At 69.6% G+C, this 16523-nt stretch carries 20 protein-coding genes; 13 read left to right on the forward strand and 7 right to left on the reverse strand.

Annotated features, from left to right (window positions below; translation table 11 throughout):
• Positions 1–511: hypothetical protein (locus FV233_RS17210; RefSeq protein WP_147898178.1), on the forward strand; the 511-nt coding region annotated here is incomplete at its 5' end.
• A gap of 4 nt (positions 512–515) precedes the next feature.
• Here FV233_RS17210 and FV233_RS17215 read toward each other — a convergent pair.
• On the reverse strand, positions 516–875 hold the full coding sequence (locus FV233_RS17215) for a helix-hairpin-helix domain-containing protein (protein ID WP_147898179.1): 360 nt from the start codon (positions 873–875) through the stop codon (positions 516–518).
• Positions 876–1100: 225 nt separating this feature from the next.
• Here FV233_RS17215 and rpmF point away from each other — a divergent pair, with 225 nt between their 5' ends.
• On the forward strand, positions 1101–1289 hold the full coding sequence (gene rpmF, locus FV233_RS17220) for a 50S ribosomal protein L32 (protein WP_003601373.1): 189 nt from the start codon (positions 1101–1103) through the stop codon (positions 1287–1289).
• 150 nt (positions 1290–1439) lie between these two features.
• Here the strand turns inward: rpmF and FV233_RS17225 are convergent, their stop codons facing one another.
• Positions 1440–1754 carry a hypothetical protein gene (locus FV233_RS17225; RefSeq protein WP_238261653.1) on the reverse strand — a complete coding sequence of 105 codons (315 nt, stop codon included), beginning with the start codon at positions 1752–1754 and terminating at the stop codon, positions 1440–1442.
• Positions 1755–1875: 121 nt separating this feature from the next.
• Complete coding sequence (phaR, locus tag FV233_RS17230; RefSeq protein ID WP_147854947.1) at positions 1876–2481, reverse strand: polyhydroxyalkanoate synthesis repressor PhaR; 606 nt, start codon at positions 2479–2481, stop codon at positions 1876–1878.
• Positions 2482–2810: 329 nt separating this feature from the next.
• Between phaR and FV233_RS17235 the strand changes: the two genes are divergently transcribed.
• The 4 genes from FV233_RS17235 to FV233_RS17250 all read left to right on the forward strand — a co-directional run bounded on the left by FV233_RS17235 (position 2811) and on the right by FV233_RS17250 (position 6142).
• Positions 2811–3995 carry an acetyl-CoA C-acetyltransferase gene (locus FV233_RS17235; RefSeq protein WP_147854948.1) on the forward strand — a complete coding sequence of 395 codons (1185 nt, stop codon included), beginning with the start codon at positions 2811–2813 and terminating at the stop codon, positions 3993–3995.
• A 116-nt stretch (positions 3996–4111) separates the two neighbouring features.
• Positions 4112–4840, forward strand: a complete 729-nt coding sequence (gene phbB / locus FV233_RS17240) for an acetoacetyl-CoA reductase (protein ID WP_147854949.1) — start codon at positions 4112–4114, stop codon at positions 4838–4840.
• Between the two features lie 591 nt (positions 4841–5431).
• A complete protein-coding gene (locus FV233_RS17245) occupies positions 5432–5881 on the forward strand; it encodes a hypothetical protein (protein WP_147898180.1) in 450 nt (149 codons plus the stop codon).
• Positions 5882–5902: 21 nt separating this feature from the next.
• The gene (locus tag FV233_RS17250) at positions 5903–6142 is read left to right on the forward strand and encodes a hypothetical protein (RefSeq protein WP_147898181.1); all 240 of its coding nucleotides are present in this window, start codon (positions 5903–5905) and stop codon (positions 6140–6142) included.
• 206 nt (positions 6143–6348) lie between these two features.
• On the opposite strand, the gene FV233_RS17255 is transcribed toward FV233_RS17250, so the two are convergent.
• Positions 6349–7575 carry a glycerophosphodiester phosphodiesterase family protein gene (locus tag FV233_RS17255; RefSeq protein WP_147854952.1) on the reverse strand — a complete coding sequence of 409 codons (1227 nt, stop codon included), beginning with the start codon at positions 7573–7575 and terminating at the stop codon, positions 6349–6351.
• A 98-nt stretch (positions 7576–7673) separates the two neighbouring features.
• On the opposite strand from FV233_RS17255, the gene FV233_RS17260 reads away from it, so the two are divergent.
• The 5 genes from FV233_RS17260 (at position 7674) to FV233_RS17280 (ending at position 11347) form a co-directional block, all read left to right on the forward strand.
• Positions 7674–8588, forward strand: coding sequence for an EamA family transporter (locus FV233_RS17260; RefSeq protein ID WP_187277721.1), 915 nt, complete (start codon positions 7674–7676; stop codon positions 8586–8588).
• Positions 8589–8714: 126 nt separating this feature from the next.
• On the forward strand, positions 8715–9038 hold the full coding sequence (locus FV233_RS17265) for an XdhC family protein (RefSeq protein WP_147854953.1): 324 nt from the start codon (positions 8715–8717) through the stop codon (positions 9036–9038).
• On the forward strand, positions 9038–9739 hold the full coding sequence (locus FV233_RS17270) for an XdhC family protein (RefSeq protein WP_147854954.1): 702 nt from the start codon (positions 9038–9040) through the stop codon (positions 9737–9739). Before FV233_RS17265 ends, FV233_RS17270 begins: the two co-directional genes overlap by 1 nt.
• Positions 9736–10761 carry a molybdopterin-binding protein gene (locus tag FV233_RS17275; RefSeq protein WP_147898182.1) on the forward strand — a complete coding sequence of 342 codons (1026 nt, stop codon included), beginning with the start codon at positions 9736–9738 and terminating at the stop codon, positions 10759–10761. Before FV233_RS17270 ends, FV233_RS17275 begins: the two co-directional genes overlap by 4 nt.
• Positions 10748–11347 (forward strand): nucleotidyltransferase family protein, encoded by a 600-nt coding sequence (locus FV233_RS17280; RefSeq protein WP_147898183.1) that lies wholly within the window; start codon positions 10748–10750, stop codon positions 11345–11347. The genes FV233_RS17275 and FV233_RS17280 overlap by 14 nt, the downstream gene beginning before the upstream one ends.
• A gap of 3 nt (positions 11348–11350) precedes the next feature.
• Here FV233_RS17280 and FV233_RS17285 read toward each other — a convergent pair whose 3' ends face one another.
• Positions 11351–11524 carry a DUF2256 domain-containing protein gene (locus FV233_RS17285; protein ID WP_187193536.1) on the reverse strand — a complete coding sequence of 58 codons (174 nt, stop codon included), beginning with the start codon at positions 11522–11524 and terminating at the stop codon, positions 11351–11353.
• Between the two features lie 101 nt (positions 11525–11625).
• Between FV233_RS17285 and FV233_RS30390 the strand changes: the two genes are divergently transcribed.
• Positions 11626–11784, forward strand: a complete 159-nt coding sequence (locus tag FV233_RS30390; RefSeq protein ID WP_187278133.1) for a hypothetical protein — start codon at positions 11626–11628, stop codon at positions 11782–11784.
• Here the strand turns inward: FV233_RS30390 and opgC are convergent.
• The gene (gene opgC / locus FV233_RS17290) at positions 11765–12946 is read right to left on the reverse strand and encodes an OpgC domain-containing protein (protein WP_246690011.1); all 1182 of its coding nucleotides are present in this window, start codon (positions 12944–12946) and stop codon (positions 11765–11767) included. The two genes, FV233_RS30390 and opgC, sit on opposite strands and share 20 nt — an antisense overlap.
• 340 nt (positions 12947–13286) lie before the next feature.
• Here opgC and FV233_RS17295 point away from each other — a divergent pair, with 340 nt between their 5' ends.
• Complete coding sequence (locus FV233_RS17295) at positions 13287–14234, forward strand: NAD(P)-dependent oxidoreductase (RefSeq protein ID WP_147898185.1); 948 nt, start codon at positions 13287–13289, stop codon at positions 14232–14234.
• A 607-nt stretch (positions 14235–14841) separates the two neighbouring features.
• On the opposite strand, the gene ettA is transcribed toward FV233_RS17295, so the two are convergent.
• On the reverse strand, positions 14842–16494 hold the full coding sequence (gene ettA, locus FV233_RS17300; RefSeq protein WP_147855859.1) for an energy-dependent translational throttle protein EttA: 1653 nt from the start codon (positions 16492–16494) through the stop codon (positions 14842–14844).
• Positions 16495–16523 lie beyond the last annotated feature (29 nt).

Below are 16523 nucleotides of genomic sequence, written 5' to 3' on the forward strand. Positions count from 1 at the left end.
GCCGGCCCCCGATCCCACTGCGGCCGCCGCCGCGCAGGTCGAGCAGCCCTGCGGGGCCCGCGCGGCGCGCTACGAGGGTGGCAAGGGGTTCAAGATGGTCGTGACCCGCGCCGGGCAGGTGCGGACCACGAATCCGCTCCGGCCGCTGACCCCGGAGGTGAACGAGGTCCTGCAGGTGGTGATCGCCGGCAAGGTCGCCACCGCGTACGGGCCGGATTTCGCCACGCTGCGGCGCGGCACGGCGCCGGCCACCATCGAGGCGATGCTCGGCGGGCCGATCCGCTGGCAGCCGTCCCTGCCGATCCTGGCGGACCCGATCACCATCGTGGCCGAGGAGGGCTCGACCCTGGCGCAACTCGCGTTCCGCGCCTGCGAGGATCCCCCCGCCGTCAAGGCCGCGCCGAAGGCCCAGGCCAAGAAGAAGGCCCCCGTCCGGCGCGCGGCGCCGAAGGAGGCCACCCAGAAGGCGCCCCCGGGCTTCTCCATGCCCCAGGGCGCGATCGCCGAGTGAGCGCCTACTTCTGCTTGGCGATGACCTTGTCCTTGATCCCGTCGTAGACGTTCTGCGGGATGATCTTCTTGGAGACGAGGTCGTCCTTGCCGCGATAGGGCCGGCCCTTGATGATCGCGGCGGAGCGGGCGGCGCCGATGCCCGGGAGGGCGTCGAGGTCGGCGGCGCTGGCGCTGTTGAGGTCGAGCAGCGCGCCCTTGGCGGCGTTCGGCGGCCCGGCGACCGGCGCGCTCGGGGCGGCCGGCCTGGCGGGGGCGGTCGGCGTCGCGGGGCTCGATGTCTGCGGAGCCTGCGCGAGGGCAGGCACAGCCATCAGGCTCGAGAGCAGGGCGAGGACGGCAAACGTCGTTTTGGAGGAAGCCATGGCGTGTCTCCCGAGGGGTCGGCCCGCTCCGCGGCGCCGTGGAAAAAATCTGGGCCCGGCGACTTGAACCCGGGCTTAACGGTTGTGTCGCCGCACCTCTAGCCAGGGGCCGGCGCCGACGCTATAAGCGCGCCCTCATCCGTATCCCGCGGTGTGCGAGGCGATCCTCGATCGAGGAGCCGCTCGCGCGCCGCTTTGCCCGCGGCATCACGAAGGATTCCTGCCATGGCCGTTCCGAAGCGAAAGACTTCCCCCTCCCGTCGCGGCATGCGCCGCTCGGCCGACGCCCTCAAGGCGCCGACCTACGTCGAGGACAAGGACTCGGGCGAGCTGCGCCGTCCGCACCACATCGACCTGAAGACCGGCATGTACCGCGGCCGCCAGGTCCTGAAGGTGAAGTCCGCCGAGGCGTAAGCGTCACGGCCGGCTCGACGCTTCGTCGGTCCGGCCTCGCCCTCATCCCCGGGAAGCGCTTGCGAAGCAGGCGCCTCACCGTGCCGGGAGGGGGTTGGAACGTGCGTTACGCTTACCGCCCGCAATGACGGCGGCGGCGATGCAACGAAATTACGCGAGCCGCCGGGCAGTCTCGGCGTAGCGCGCCGCGGCCGCCTTCGTGCGTTCCAGCCGCGACGGCCTGAGGGTCGGGTCGGTGGCGATCAGCAATTGCGCCACGAAGCCCGCGCAGGCGCCGCCGGAGCCGAATCGGTCCGGCATCAGGATCGTGACGCGCGCCTCGCGCCGTCCCCCATCGACCACCACCAGCGCCCGAGCCGGCGAGACGGCGTCCGTCGCCGCGACCGCCCCGGCCGCAGCGCCCACGGATTGCGCGGGCCTGCTCCAGGTTGCACCGGTCCGGCCGACTGTCCCGATCCGCGCCATCGCAACATCCCCTGCACGTTTCCGCGCTCATGTTGCAAACGTGGGGCCGGCGTTAATGGTTCGTCAACTTGTCAAAAACGCTTAGGATCGGCCGGAGTGATTGGTTTTGGCACGGCCAAGATTACTTCTTGGCCAGGTCCTCGAGGCGCTGCTGCATCTCCAGCATCTGCCGTTTGAGGTCGTCCAGCTCACCGCCGGCATAGCCCCCCTGGGCCCCCTGCGCGGCCGCCTGCGGAGCCTGGGGCTGCGCCCCGCCGGCGGGCGGCGTGAAGCCGGTGAACATCTTCATGGCGTCGCCGAAGAAGTTCATGTTGGTGCGCACCGACTGCTCGATCGCGTTCTGGAACGCGGCCGGGCCGAAGCTGTGGGCGAATTTCTCGCGCAGGCCGTCCTGGTCCTTGGCGAAGTTCGCCATCGAGAATTCCAGGAAGCTCGGCACCATCGTGCGCATGCTGTCGCCGTAGAAGCGGATCAGCTGGCGCAGGAACGCCACCGGCAGCAGGTTCTCGGCGCCGGCCTTGTTCTCCTGCTCGAAGATGATCTGCGTCAGCACCGACCGGGTGATGTCGTCGCCCGCCCGCGCATCGTAGACGACGAAGTCCTCGCCGTTCTGGACCATCGTGGCGAGGTCCTCCAGCGTCACGTAGGTCGAGGTGCCGGTGTGATACAGGCGCCGGTTCGCGTATTTCTTGATGACGGTCTGGGTGGCCTTGACGGTATCCGCCATCGGGAACGGCCTTTCTGAACTCGGGACTCGGGGGCGCTGCAGGCACGCGCGACGCGTCCCGGCGGGATCGTCTTCGCGCCCGCAGCACGGACCTTAAAGCCTTCCACAGGCGCAGAAAACAGCAAACTGCACCTCTTCAACGCAGAATAATGCCGGGTGCCGGCCTTCGCACAGGCCATTTCAGTCTCGCAGGCGCGTCATCGGGGCGTTTTCACCCCCAAAGGTCGATCCTTGACTTCGCCGACTCCAAGCCCTTCATCGCGGGACCGGCTTTTAGAGCGCGCCCGAACTGAGGAAGGCGCGCCGGCTTGTAAGAGGAGAACGTTCACATGGCAGGCAGCGAAGAGATCGTCATCGTCGGGGCCGCGCGCACCGCGGTCGGCTCGTTCGGCGGCGCCTTCGGGGCTGTCCCGGCCCACGAGCTCGGCGCCACCGCGATCAAGGCCGCCCTGGAGCGCGCCAAGGTCTCCCCCGACGACGTGGACGAGGTGATCTTCGGCCAGGTGCTCACGGCCGGCGCCGGCCAGAACCCCGCCCGGCAGGCCGCGATCAAGGCCGGCATCCCCGAGAAGGCCACCGCGTGGGGCCTCAACCAGGTCTGCGGCTCCGGCCTGCGCACCGTCGCCATCGGCATGCAGCAGATCGCCAACGGCGACGCCACCGTGATCGTGGCCGGCGGCCAGGAATCGATGTCGCTCTCGCCCCACGCCCAGTACCTGCGCGGCGGCCAGAAGATGGGCGACCTCAAGCTCATCGACACGATGATCAAGGACGGGCTCTGGGACGCCTTCAACGGCTACCACATGGGCCAGACCGCCGAGAACGTCGCCCAGGCGTTCCAGCTCACCCGCGAGCAGCAGGACCAGTTCGCGACCCGCTCGCAGAACAAGGCCGAGGCCGCCCGCAAGGAGGGCCGGTTCAAGGACGAGATCGTGCCCGTCACGATCCCCGGCAAGAAGGGCGACACGATCGTCGACACCGACGAGTACATCCGCGACGGCGCCACCGTGGAAGCGATGGCCAAGCTCAAGCCGGCCTTCGCGAAGGAGGGCACGGTGACGGCCGCCAACGCGTCCGGCCTGAACGACGGCGCCGCCGCGCTGGTGCTGATGTCGGCCTCCGAGGCGGAGCGGCGCGGGCTGACGCCGCTCGCCAAGATCAAGTCCTGGGCGACCGCGGGCGTCGATCCCAAGGTGATGGGCACCGGCCCGATCCCGGCCTCGCGCAAGGCCCTGGAGAAGGCCGGCTGGAAGCCCTCCGACCTCGACCTGATCGAGGCCAACGAGGCCTTCGCGGCTCAGGCGCTCGCGGTGAACAAGGACATGGGCTGGGACGATTCGAAGGTGAACGTCAACGGCGGCGCCATCGCCATCGGCCACCCGATCGGCGCCTCCGGTGCCCGCGTCCTCGTCACCCTGCTGCACGAGATGAAGCGGCGCGACGCCAAGAAGGGCCTCGCCACCCTGTGCATCGGCGGCGGCATGGGCGTCGCCATGTGCCTCGAGCGGCCGTGATCGGTTTGTAACGATCGGCTGTCCACCAATATAGACTTGAGTCCTAACTCAGAAAAAATCGCGTGCGGACGCCATCCGCACGCGGCATCACGTGATGCGAACAGGAGGAAACAACAATGTCTCAAGGACGCGTCGCGCTCGTTACGGGCGGCACCCGCGGAATCGGCGCCGCGATCTCGAAGGGCTTGCAGGCCAAGGGCTACAAGGTCGCGGCCAATTACGCCGGCAACGACGAGGCGGCCCAGGCCTTCAAGGCCGAGACCGGCATCCCGGTCTTCAAGTTCGACGTCGGCGACTACGAGAGCTGCCAGGCCGGCATCGCGTCGGTCGAGGCCGAGCTGGGTCCGGTCGAGGTGCTGGTCAACAACGCCGGCATCACCCGCGACGGCGCCTTCCACAAGATGGATTTCGCCAAGTGGCAGGCGGTCATCAAGACCAACCTGGACTCGGTGTTCACCTGCACCCGGCCGGTGATCGAGGGCATGCGCAGCCGCGGCTTCGGCCGGATCATCATCATCTCGTCGATCAACGGCCAGAAGGGCCAGGCCGGCCAGACCAACTACTCGGCCGCCAAGGCCGGCGTGATCGGCTTCGCCAAGGCACTCGCCCAGGAGAGCGCCTCCAAGGGCATCACCGTCAACGTGATCGCGCCGGGCTACATCGCCACCGACATGGTGATGGCGGTGCCGGAGGAGATCCGCAACAAGATCATCGCGACGATCCCCACCGGCCGCCTCGGCAAGTCGGAAGAGATCGCCCACGCGGTGGAATACCTGGCGAGCGACGAGGCCGGCTTCATCAACGGCTCGACGCTCACCGTGAACGGCGGCCAGCACTTCGTCTGATTTTTTTCGGTACGACGGGCGTGTCCGGCTCTGCCGGGCCGCCACATCGATCTCGGACGCCGCGCCGCCCTGCCGGGCCGCGCGGCGTTTCTTTGTGTTCGTGCTTCCGGTCAGATCTCATCTTCGATCGGCGACACACGGCCGGCAGGATAAGCCGCCTTGTCATTCCGGGGCACCGCAGGCGAGCCCGGAACCCAGAGCCGCCGCCGGTGCAAGGTCATCGTGGACCTGAGTTTCTGGATTCCGGGCTCCGCGTCGCGGTCCCGGAATGACCGGGTGGCTGCGCGTAAGACGCTCGGACTTCAGAGCGAGCACAGCACGTCTTATCCGCACAAACACCGGTTTGAACTGATCCTCGCAGGATCTTTGTCAAACGCGCGCCGGTGGGCGGAACGAAATCCACGCGATCCTCACGAATTTCTTTTCCCACCGTAGATCCCATCAGACTGCGCGTGGATCTGTGCATTGCGGGGTCGGACGCGCGGAATCGCACAGGTGCTCCGGAACACGAACAATTCGAGCTGTCCCGGATAGGTCTCGTTTCGGCCCCGCGTGGTTGTTCGCGCCAGCAGGAACGAAGGCCCCGATACGATGAACACCCCATTCACCAAGCGCGATGCCGGTGAAACTCTTGCCGCCGACCGGACGGTCGATGCACGCGGCGTCGCGATGCTGGCCAAGCTCGGTCTCGCCGCGGCTTGCGCCCTCGGCCTCGCCGCCTGCGTCACCCCGCAGGAACGGCACGCGATGGATCAGGGCCAGTGCTACGAATTCGGCTTCGAGCCCGGCACCGATGCGTTTGCCCAGTGCACGATGGACCTGCACCAGCAGCGCGCGCTGACCCAGGCGAACCGGGACCTGTACTGGCAGTCCCAGTTCGCCGCGCAGACCCGCCGCCGGGAGGCGCAGCAGGATCTCTACAAGCAGATCAGCCTGCAGCGCAGCGGCGACCCCCGCTTTCCCGTCTGCGGCGCCGCCTCGGACGGCGGCATGGACCGCCGGACCATGACCTGGTTCGGCCCGAACTGCCGCGCCCGCTGATCCCGATCCGGAGAGACCCCCATGTCCGATGTCATCACCCGCGGCCCGCAGAAGCCTGGCCGGCTCATCTTCATCGCCACCGCCGTGGTCGGCATCGCGACCGCATTCATCACCGGCGACATCGTGCGGTTCGCCCTGGCCGTTCTCGGCTGCGCGTCGCTGCTCAGCGTGAGCTACGCGCTGGTCGCGCGGCGCCTCGGTTGGCAGCCGCTGAAGGTCGGCGAGTTGTTCGACACGGTGTTTCAGCTGGTGCTGCACTGACCCGCTTCCCTTCGCGGGCTACGCGAAGGGAAACCGAGACGACCGGCTCGATTCCGCGAAGTCTGGCCGATCACGCCCCCCGTAACTTCGCCGAATCGACAGTCCCGAGACCGCCATGACGCTCGCCCTGATCCTCGCCAGCCTCCTCCTGGTCAACGTTCTGATGGCCGGTCTGTTCTCCCTGGTCGCCCTCTGGGCCGACTGAGCTACGGTGCGCCGACGCAATTGGCGTAGAACGTCGTGGTCGCCGGCCAGTCCGAGAACACGCCGAGCACGCCGACCTGGCCGTGCAGCACGTCCAACAACCGCAGGATGTCGCCATCCCCGGTCACCACCGGTTTTATCGACTGGTAGTAGTAGCCGCCGCCCTCCTTGAGCGGACCCGACCGCTCCAGCGACCAGGCGATCAGGCCGAGGCCGGCCTTCTTGGCCTCCCGTGCATAGGTCGAGGGCTCGATGGCGCCCTCAGGCCCGGGACGGACCAGCATCCACAGGGGAGGCGCCAGGATCTTCACGCCCTTGCCGGAAAGCTCGGCCATGCCCGGCTTCCAGGTGTCCGGCTTCTCCGGGTCGAAGCCCTTGGTGGTCTCGTCCCGGTCGTCGAGGAAGATCGCCTGGCGGCCGAAATCCGGGTCCTTCTCGAGCCAGTACAGGATATCCCGGAGCTGGAAGCTCTGCGGATAGACGTCGGAGGCCGGGATGCCGGCCTGCTTGTACTCGTCGATCAGCTGCTGGGCGTATTGATCCTGGGTATAGGTGCCCTCGAACGGCATCGGGACCTGGGGCGCCTTCAGCTCCGGCGTGAACTTGCGCCCCATCCCCTTCACCAGGGCGATGTACTCCTTGTGGGACATCAGCGTGCCGGTGGTGGCGTAGAGGTCGGTGCGCCAGTGCGGCGTCGCGTTCATGTAGGCGGCCAGCGTAGTCGCGTCCGGGTCGGCCGCGTCCATCTTGCCGTTCAGCGACTTGAACTCGTCGAGGGTCAGGTCGCTGGTGCAGCACTTGGCCGATGCCTTGCGGCCGGTGGCCGGGTCGGCCGGCTCGAAACCCTTCGTGCACTTCGCCGCGAGGTTCGGCCGGGCCAGGATGTCCGTGGTCGTGTGCAGGTCGCACTGGCTGTGTCGGCAGACCAGCTGGCGGTCCTTGGTGAAGGCGACGTCGCACTCGATGATTCCGGCCCCCATCCGGTAGGCGGCGAGCAGCCCCTCGCGGGTATGCTCGGGGAACATCAGCGGCGCCCCCCGGTGCGAGATCGAGAAGCTTCGCGGGGTGTAGGGCCGGTCGACACCGCAGGCGGCCAGGTGCTCCTTGAGCGGCCCGGGCTTCAGCTGGTCGACGAGGTAGAACGGACGCGGCCCAAGCTGCACCCCCTCGCCGGCGAGCGCCGACCCACCCGCCAGCAGCAGCCCGAGGACGGCTAGGATCGCGCGCATCGACAGATCTCCCGGTTCTCGCTGCCCGTAAGGCGGGACGGTGACAGGGCCGTGACCCTCTCTCGCCGACTCACGAGCCCGCATGGTAGCTGCGATCCATGAGCCGAACAGCGTCATCCGCGGGCCGCGACATATCGCGCTCCGCCGCCACCCTCGCGGGTTTCGGGGCGATCCTGTTGTGGTCGCTGCTCGCTTTGTTCACCGCCGCCTCCGGGACGGTGCCGCCGTTCCAGCTCGCCGCCATGACCTTTTCGATCGGCGGCCTGTGCGGCTGCGCCGCCTGGATCGGTCGTCCGGCCGGGGCCCGCGCGCTGCTCCAGCCCTGGCCGGTCTGGCTGCTCGGGGTCGGCGGATTGTTCGGCTACCACGCCCTCTATTTCAGCGCCCTGCGCTTGGCGCCGCCGGCCGAGGCCGGGCTGATCAACTACCTCTGGCCGCTGCTGATCGTCCTGTTCTCGGCCCGGCTGCCGGGCTCGGGCGGCCTGCGCGCCGGACATCTCGCCGGGGCGGTGCTCGGTCTGGCCGGCGTCGCCGCCCTGTTCGTCGGCCGGGGCAACCTCGATTTCGCCGCGGGCGCGCTGCCCGGTTACGCCGCCTCCCTGGCGGCGGCCTTCGTGTGGGCCGGCTACTCGGTGCTGTCGGCCCGGGTCGGCCAGGTGCCGACCGACGCGGTCGCGGGCTTCTGCCTCGTCACGGCGGCGCTGAGTCTGGCCTGTCATCTCGCCTTCGAGACCACGGTCTGGCCGGCGGACGCCACGCAATGGGGGGCGGTGCTGCTTCTCGGGATCGGGCCGGTGGGGGCCGCCTTCTATCTCTGGGACATCGGCTGCAAGCGGGGCGACGTCCGCCTGCTCGGCGTCACCGCCTATGCGGCGCCGGTGCTGTCGACACTGATCCTCGTGGCGACCGGCTATGCCAGCCCCGGCCCGGCCCTGGCGCTGGCCTGCCTGCTGATCGTAGCCGGCGCGCTGACGGCGGTGCGGGCATCCCAGGCTGCCCCGAGGGCGGTCTGATCTCCACGCTTTGTGGCCGCTGATGGAGCCATCACGATCGTGGGCGGTGCGGCGCCTTGCACGGCGCCGCCCGGGCCATACCTGTTGGTGGCGGGGGGCACCCGCCGGCCGAAGGTCTCGAGGGCCATGCTCAGCACCGATACAGACATCCTCGCCGCCGCCGCATCCTGGCGGCGGGACGGGCGCGCCGTGGCACTCGCCACCGTGATCGAGACCTGGGGCTCGGCGCCGCGACCCGTCGGGAGCCACCTCGTGGTCGATGGGGACGGCAATTTCCTCGGCTCCGTCTCGGGCGGCTGCGTCGAGGGATCCGTGATTACCGAGGCGATCGAGGTGATCGAGGCCGGGGCGCCGCGCATCCTTGAATTCGGCGTCGCGGACGAGACCGCATGGCGGGCCGGGCTGTCCTGCGGCGGCCGGATCCGGGTCTTCGTCGAGCGGGTCGACTGATGCGCACCGAGATTCTGGACAGCCTCAACGCCGAGCGCGCCGCGCGCCGGGCCGCGATCCTGGTCACCGATCTGGTCGACGGGACGCAGCGCCTCGTTCGCGAGGCCGAGATGGCCGCCGATCCGGCGGCGGAGGTGCTGGGCCGGCATATGGCCTCGGGCAAGAGCGGTCTCGTCGAGATCGACGGCCGGCAGGTTTTCTTGACCGTGCAGGTTCCGCCGGTTCGTCTTGTGGTGATCGGCGCCGTCCACATCTCGCAGGCGATGGCGCCCATGGCCGCCGGCCTCGATCTCGCCGTCACCGTGATCGACCCGCGTACCGCCTTCGCGAGCCCGGAGCGCTTCCCGGGTATCGACCTCGTAGCCGAGTGGCCCGATGCCGCCCTCGGGAGCCGCGTGCCGCCCCTCGATCGCTATTGCGCGCTCGCCGCGCTGACCCACGATCCCAAGATCGACGATCCGGCGCTGAAGGCGGCCCTGTCCGCCGGGTGCTTCTATGTCGGGGCGCTGGGCTCGCGGAAGACCCATGCGGCCCGCGCCGCCCGGCTCGCTGAGGCCGGCTTCTCGTCCGAGCTGATCGGCCGGATCCGGGCGCCGATCGGGCTCGCCATCGGGGCGGTGAGCCCGGCCGAGATCGCGTTGGCGGTGCTAGCCGAGGTCGTGGCGACGCTCCGCCGGGTCCCTCGACCGGAGGCCGCGTGAGGTTCGGCCCCGTGCCGGTCGCCGAGGCGGCCGGCCTGATCAGCGCCCACACCGTGCGACGCGACGGCATCACCCTGCGCAAGGGCGCGGTGATCCCCGAGGACGCCGCTGCAGGCTTGGCCCGGGTGGGCCTCTCGGAGATTGTCGCTGCCGCCCTCGAACCCGGCGACGTCGGCGAGGACGCTGCCGCCGCCCGGCTTGCCGCGCATCTGCGCGGGCCGAACCTGCGCGCGGAGGCCCCCTTCACCGGGCGCTGCAACCTGTTCGCCGAGACCGCCGGGGTCCTGACCCTGGCGCCGGCCCGGATCGATGCGGTCAACGCCATCGACGAGGCGGTGACGGTGGCGACCCTGCCGCCGTTCAAGCCGGTGGTCGAGGGCGAGATGGTCGCCACCGTGAAGATCATTCCGTACGCCGTGGCGGGCGCGGTCCTCGCGCAAGCCTGCGCGGCCGAAAACGGCTGCGCGCTGGCTGTGGCACCCTACCGCCGCCTGCGCGTGGGCGTGGTCTCGACCCGCCTGCCGAGCCTCAAGGAGACCACCATCGATCGGACGCTCCGGGTCCTGGCCGAGCGCCTCGCGCCGGCCGGCGCCGCGATCGTCTTCGAGGATCGCGTGGCGCACGCGGCCGAGGCCGTGGCGGCGGCGCTGATCGAGGCGATCGACGGCGCCGGGGCGGATCTGGTGGTCGTGTTCGGGGCCTCGGCCATCGCCGACCGGCGCGACGTGATCCCGGCGGGCATCGCGGCGGCGGGGGGGCGGGTCGAGCATCTGGGCATGCCGGTCGATCCCGGGAACCTGCTCTTGGTCGGCAGCCGGGCCGGCGTGCCGGTGGTCGGGGCGCCGGGTTGCGCCCGCTCGCCCAAGGAGAACGGCTTCGACTGGATCCTGCACCGGCTGCTGGCGGACCTGCCCGTCACGCGGGCCGACATCGTCGCCCTGGGGGTGGGCGGCCTGCTGATGGAGATCGTCTCGCGGCCGCAGCCTCGGGCCGGCGGGGAGGCGGCCGATGCCGACGCCTGAGATCGGCACCGTCCTGCTGGCGGCGGGCCTTGGAACCCGGTTCGGCCCGGAGCCCAAGATGCTGGCGCTGCTCGACGGCCGCCCGCTGGTCCGCCACGCCGCCGAGGCCGCCCTGGCGGCCGGTCCGCGCCCGGTGGTGGTGGTGCTCGGCGCCCATGCCGACGCCGTGCGGAGGGCGCTCTCAGGGCTCGATGTGGTGCTGGTCGAGAACCCGGATTTCCGCGCCGGACTGGCGACGTCGCTGCTTGCAGGCGTGGCGGCGCTCCCGCAGGATTGCGAAGCGGCCGTCATCGTGCTCGGCGATATGCCGCGGATCTTCGCGGTTCACATCGACCGATTGGCCGCAGCCTTCGAAGAGACTTCGCGTTCTGTGGCGGCCGTCGTCCCGGTTCTGGCCAGCCTTCGCGGAAACCCGGTGCTGCTCAATCTGCGCCGCCTCGCCCCCGACATCGCCCGGCTCACCGGCGATCGCGGCGCCGGGCCGCTGCTCCGGGACCGGTCCGATGTCCTGGAGATCCCGGGCGATGCGGCGATCGCCCTCGATATCGACACGCCGGCCGCGTTGCGGGCCGCCGAGGGGGCCTGACGCTCAGCGCCCGGTCGCGCTCGGGGCGCGTCCGGCCTTGGCGTCGCTCCGGCAGCGGTCGGAGCAGTAGCGCACCTCGTCCCAGACCCGCTCCCACTTCTTGCGCCAGGCGAAGGGGCGGCCGCATTGGGCGCACACCTTCTCCGGGAGGTCGCCCTTTCGGCGCATCCGCGGCATCGTTTCCACCCCTGTCACCGTGCATGACCCGGGGCGGAACCGGGTTGGGCCCGGCCCGTTCCGTCTTCACGAGAAGGCGTTGAACGATTCGGGAGCGCGCCATGCTGAAAGTCACCTATATCGACTTCCACGATCGCTCGACGGACCGGCCCCTGAGCGGCTGGTACATCACCGATGCCAACGGTGCGATGATCGGCGACGCGCACCGCTACGACGACCAGGCCAGCGGGCTGCGTGCGCTCAGCGCCCTGAGCGTGTGACGCGCCTCGGGTCGGCCGGGGCGTCCAGCACCTTGGCCAGCCCGAGCATCACCGCGAGCCCGGTGAGGTTGACCGCCATCTGGAGCGGCCAAGCGGTGTCGAAGGTGCGGTAGAGGATCCGCCCGATCAGGGCCGCCAGGCAGCCGGCGGCGAAGATCTCCAGGGAATGCCGGCCGCAGGCATCGATCAGCCGCAGCCGGCGCCAACCGGAGAGACGCCGGACGGCCGGGGCGCTGAAGATCAGGTAGGTCAGCGCCAGGATGTGCAGCAGGCGCAGCGGCGCGACATGGCCCTTGTCGGGCGAGCCGATCGGCAGCACCCGGAGGTCCGGCAGGCCCCATTCCGCCCAGGAGCCGCCCTGCAGCAGGCCGAAGGCCAGGTAGGCGAAGGCGAGGGCGGCGGCCCAGTTGCGCCAGGGGAGCAGGCCGTCCCCGGCCCGGACCGCCATCGCCAGGACCGCCCCGATCACGAACAGGAACTGCCAGGCGAACGGGTTGAAGTACCAGCCGTCGTCCACCGCGGCGGCGTTGGGCAGGTTCAGGTGGGAATCGACGTTGGCGGCCAGCCACAGCGTTCCCGACAGCGCCAGCACGCCCCAGACCCCGCGTTGCAGCCCGAAATAGATGACCGGGAACAGGGCCAACAGCAGGATGTAGAGGGGCAGGATGTCGAGGTAGTTCGGCAGCGCGTTGAGGGCGAGCCCGCGCAGCAGCCCCGGCAGCAGCCCCATCTGCAGCAGCGGCGCGACGCCGAAGCGCGGGGTCAGCCCGGTGAGGTCCATCCAGATGCGGACGATGATCAGCGTGGCGAGCAGCAGCCCGGCCTGGAACAGGTAGATCCGCAGGCAGCGCCGGGCGATGCGCGCCAGGGTCGGCCACGTGCCGGCCCGGCCGAACAGGCCGCCATAGGCGACCATCGACGAATAGCCCGCCAGCAGCACGAAGATCTCGGCCGCGTCCGAGAATCCGAAATTGTGCAGGGTCAAGAGCGCCGGCGCGTTGCGCGGGATGTGGTCGATGAAGATCGTCAGGAGCGCGAAGCCGCGCAGCACGTCGACCCGGGCATCCCGGACGGGCTTTTTCCGAGGCGGATCAGGCGCGGGCCCCGGCGCCGGGGCCATGCCGCCGATGGGTGCCCGCTCAAGGTCGTCGAGGCTCTTCACGCAACCATCACCGGGACGCTCTTTCGCCAGGCTCGGCGCGGGGCGTGCACCGCAATGCAATATAACCGACTCGAACACCAATGCCGCGACGGATCGCGTCGATCACGCGCCTGTGTTCCGGACCGCCCGTCGTTCGGCCTCCGGTCGATCGGAACCGTGCGTCACGCCTCGCTTGTCGGGGTGATGCGATGCATGGCCGCCCGACATCGGCAACGCTGAAGCCGGGCCGATCCGGATCGGCGTCGCATCGCGGTCGCATCGCACCCCCGCACATCGCCGACGATCGCTGTTATAGAGGCGCCGGATCGATCCCGGTGGGTTCCGGGGAAGGGCAGGGTTCATGCGCGTCCTCGTCACCGGAGCCGGCGATTTCCTGGGCCGCCGCCTGCTCGAGGCGCTGCGGGAGGGGCTGCCCCCCGGCAGCCACATCCTGGGCATCGACCGCCGCCCGCTTCCGCCCCTCGACGGCGTCGCCGCCCTGGATGTCGACCCGTTCGATGCCGACAGGCTCGACGCGGCGGTGGCGGCGTTCGAGCCGACCGTCGTGTTCCACCTGGCCGCCCTGGCGTCGGTCGCCCGGTCGAGCGAGACGCCGGCCTATGCCTGGCGGGCGGACCTGCTGGGCAGCCTCAACCTCGCCGAGGCCGTGGCGCGGACCCGGGCGACCCTGATCTTCCTGAGCTCGACGGTGGTGTACGGGGAGGCGTTCCGCGACAGGCCCCGGCCGGACGAATCCGTGACGCCCCGGCCCGACACGATCTCGGGCCGCACCAAGAGCGCCTGCGAGTACATCCTGCGCGACGTGCTGGCCAATGCCGGCGTGCGGCACCTCGTGCTGCGGCCCTCGAACTATATCGGCCCCGGCCAGAGCGAGACCTTCGTGGCCGCCTCCTTCGCGGGACAGATCGCGCGGATCGAGCGCGGCCTCGCCCCCCCGATTCTGGAGGCCGGGGACCTCGCCGCGGCGCGCGACTTCCTCGACGTGTCGGACGTGACCGCGGCCTGCCTGCGCGCCCTGGACCGGGCCGACGACCTGCCCGACGGCGGCACCTTCAACGTCGGCACCGGGATCGTCACGCCGGTCTCGGCGATCCTCGACCTGTTCCGCGACCTGACCGAGGCGGCGTTCACCGTGCAGGTCGCGCCCGACCGCACCCGGCCGACGGGCGCCCGCAGCCAGGGCTGCGATCCCTCGGCCTTCACGGCGGCCACGGGCTGGCAGCCCGCGATCCCCCTGGCACAGAGCCTTCAGGCTATGCTGGACGCGGCGCGGGGGCGCCTGGGATGAGGGGGCCTCTCAGCGTGAGAGGGCGAGCCGCCTGATCCGGCGCACGCGGAAGACGACGCGACGCTTCTCGAGAGGGTCGCCAGATCACACGTCTCCCGCACGGGCTACAGGGTTCACGCATCGGTCATCGAAAGGCGCGACGCGCGCTCATTCCATTCGGCGACGGGTTGCGCAGGTGGGAATCATCATCTTTTCAACGGGCGGACAGCTCGGTCCTGGACGTCAAGCGGCGACTGGATCGACACGGCCGAGCGCCGTCATCCCGGGGCCGCGCAGCGGAGCCCGGGAACCAGAGACGCCGACGTGTCAAGCTCTTGCGCCGAAAGCGGTTCTGGGTTCCGGGCTCGCCTGCGGCGCCCCGGAATGACCGCCTCGGTCGTCGCGTAGGGGGGATCAACCTGCGGAAGATGGATCGTCCAGCCCGTGTAACCCGTAGTCCCGGGGGGAGGAGAAACACAGCATTCCCCTCATCCGCGAACCGGCACCGATCTTCCAAGACGCGCCGCAGCGCCGGTCGCGAGCGAAGAACCCGGTCGCGGCCCTGCCTATCGGGACGAGGGCCGGGGATCGGCCCAAATGGTCCCGGCTCGAAGGCCGGGACCGAATCCTATCGCGAAAACTTCTTGTACTTGATCTTCTTCGGCATCAGCGAATCAGCCCCGAGCCGGCGCATCTTGTCCGCTTCGTAGTCGGAGAAGTTGCCCTCGAACCATTCCACGTGGCTGTCGCCCTCGAAGGCCAGGATGTGCGTCGCGATGCGGTTCAGGAACCAGCGATCGTGGCTGATGATCACCGCGCAGCCGGCGTAATCCTCCAGCGCGTCCTCGAGGGCGCGCAGGGTCTCCATGTCGAGGTCGTTGGTCGGCTCGTCGAGTAGCAGCACGTTGGCGCCGCCCTTCAGGGTCCGGGCGAGGTGGACGCGGTTGCGCTCGCCGCCCGACAGGGTGCCGACCTTCTTCTGCTGGTCGCCGCCCTTGAACGCGAAGGCCGCGCAATAGGCGCGGGAATTGATCTCGCGCTTGTTGAAATAGATGATGTCGTTGCCGCCCGAGACCTCCTGCCAGACTGTGGCGCTGGGATCGAGGGCGTCGCGCGACTGATCGACGTAGCCGAGCTTCACCGTCTCGCCGACCGCGATCTTGCCGCCGTCCGGCGTCTCCTGGCCCGTGATCATCTTGAACAGGGTGGTCTTGCCGGCCCCGTTCGGACCGATCACCCCGACGATGCCGCCGGGCGGCAGCTTGAACGACAGGTCTTCGATCAGCAGGCGGTCGCCGAACGCCTTGTTGAGGTGCTCGAACTCGATGACGTTGTTGCCCAGCCGCTCGTCGATCGGGATGACGATCTGCGCGGCGGCGTCGACCTTATTGTTCTGCTTGGCGACCAGCTCCTCGTAGCGGGTGATGCGGGCCTTCGACTTCGACTGCCGGGCCTTGGGCGAGGCGGCGATCCACTCCTGCTCGCGCGTGATCGAGCGCTGGCGGGCCATGTCCTCGCGGCCCTCCTGCTGGAGGCGCTTCTGCTTCTGCACCAGCCAGGCCGAGTAGTTGCCCTCGTACGGGTAGCCCCGGCCGCGATCGAGCTCGAGGATCCAGCTTGTGACGTTGTCGAGGAAGTAGCGATCGTGGGTCACGATCAGGATCGCGCCCGGATAGGACTTCAGGTGGCCTTCGAGCCAGTTCACCGTCTCGGCGTCGAGGTGGTTGGTCGGCTCGTCGAGCAGGAGAAGCTCCGGCTCCCACAGCAGCAGCTTGCACAGGGCCACGCGGCGGCGCTCGCCGCCCGACAGGGTCGCGACCGGCTGCTCGTCGCTCGGGCAGCCCAGGGCCTCCATGGCCTGATCGACCTTGGAATCGAGCTCCCAGAGATTGGCCGCCTCGATCTTGTCCTGGAGCGCCGTCATCTCGTCGGCGGTCTCCTCGGAATAGTTCATGGCGAGTTCGTTGTAGCGGTCGAGCAGCGCCTGCTTCTCGGCCACGCCCTCCATGATGTTCTGGCGGACCGACTTGTTCGGATCGAGCTGCGGCTCCTGCGGCAGGTAGCCGACCCGGGCGCCCTGGGCGACGAAGCCCTCGCCGGTCCACTCCGTGTCGATGCCGGCCATGATCTTGAGCAGGGTCGACTTGCCCGAGCCGTTGATGCCAAGCACGCCGATCTTGGCGTCCGGGTAGAACGACAGGTTGACGTCCTCCAGGACCTTCTTGCCGCCCAGGTAGGACTTCGTGAGTCCCCGCATGTGGTAGATGAATTCGCGAGCCATCGCGGATCGTCCTCGGCGCGTTGTTCGGG

Origin of the sequence: Methylobacterium sp. WL7, assembly GCF_008040085.1 — a bacterium.
GTDB classification, from domain to species: domain Bacteria; phylum Pseudomonadota; class Alphaproteobacteria; order Rhizobiales; family Beijerinckiaceae; genus Methylobacterium; species Methylobacterium mesophilicum.

What these genes read in the sequence shown, in the direction of transcription:
- FV233_RS17215 (WP_147898179.1), bottom strand. Translation starts at nt 875, where the DNA reads ATGGCTTCCTCCAAAACGACGTTTGCCGTCCTCGCCCTGCTCTCGAGC.
- rpmF (WP_003601373.1), top strand. Translation starts at nt 1,101, where the DNA reads ATGGCCGTTCCGAAGCGAAAGACTTCCCCCTCCCGTCGCGGCATGCGC.
- FV233_RS17225 (WP_238261653.1), bottom strand. Translation starts at nt 1,754, where the DNA reads ATGGCGCGGATCGGGACAGTCGGCCGGACCGGTGCAACCTGGAGCAGG.
- phaR (WP_147854947.1), bottom strand. Translation starts at nt 2,481, where the DNA reads ATGGCGGATACCGTCAAGGCCACCCAGACCGTCATCAAGAAATACGCG.
- FV233_RS17235 (WP_147854948.1), top strand. Translation starts at nt 2,811, where the DNA reads ATGGCAGGCAGCGAAGAGATCGTCATCGTCGGGGCCGCGCGCACCGCG.
- phbB (WP_147854949.1), top strand. Translation starts at nt 4,112, where the DNA reads ATGTCTCAAGGACGCGTCGCGCTCGTTACGGGCGGCACCCGCGGAATC.
- FV233_RS17245 (WP_147898180.1), top strand. Translation starts at nt 5,432, where the DNA reads ATGAACACCCCATTCACCAAGCGCGATGCCGGTGAAACTCTTGCCGCC.
- FV233_RS17250 (WP_147898181.1), top strand. Translation starts at nt 5,903, where the DNA reads ATGTCCGATGTCATCACCCGCGGCCCGCAGAAGCCTGGCCGGCTCATC.
- FV233_RS17255 (WP_147854952.1), bottom strand. Translation starts at nt 7,575, where the DNA reads ATGCGCGCGATCCTAGCCGTCCTCGGGCTGCTGCTGGCGGGTGGGTCG.
- FV233_RS17260 (WP_187277721.1), top strand. Translation starts at nt 7,674, where the DNA reads ATGAGCCGAACAGCGTCATCCGCGGGCCGCGACATATCGCGCTCCGCC.
- FV233_RS17265 (WP_147854953.1), top strand. Translation starts at nt 8,715, where the DNA reads ATGCTCAGCACCGATACAGACATCCTCGCCGCCGCCGCATCCTGGCGG.
- FV233_RS17270 (WP_147854954.1), top strand. Translation starts at nt 9,038, where the DNA reads ATGCGCACCGAGATTCTGGACAGCCTCAACGCCGAGCGCGCCGCGCGC.
- FV233_RS17280 (WP_147898183.1), top strand. Translation starts at nt 10,748, where the DNA reads ATGCCGACGCCTGAGATCGGCACCGTCCTGCTGGCGGCGGGCCTTGGA.
- FV233_RS17285 (WP_187193536.1), bottom strand. Translation starts at nt 11,524, where the DNA reads ATGCCGCGGATGCGCCGAAAGGGCGACCTCCCGGAGAAGGTGTGCGCC.
- FV233_RS30390 (WP_187278133.1), top strand. Translation starts at nt 11,626, where the DNA reads ATGCTGAAAGTCACCTATATCGACTTCCACGATCGCTCGACGGACCGG.
- FV233_RS17295 (WP_147898185.1), top strand. Translation starts at nt 13,287, where the DNA reads ATGCGCGTCCTCGTCACCGGAGCCGGCGATTTCCTGGGCCGCCGCCTG.
- ettA (WP_147855859.1), bottom strand. Translation starts at nt 16,494, where the DNA reads ATGGCTCGCGAATTCATCTACCACATGCGGGGACTCACGAAGTCCTAC.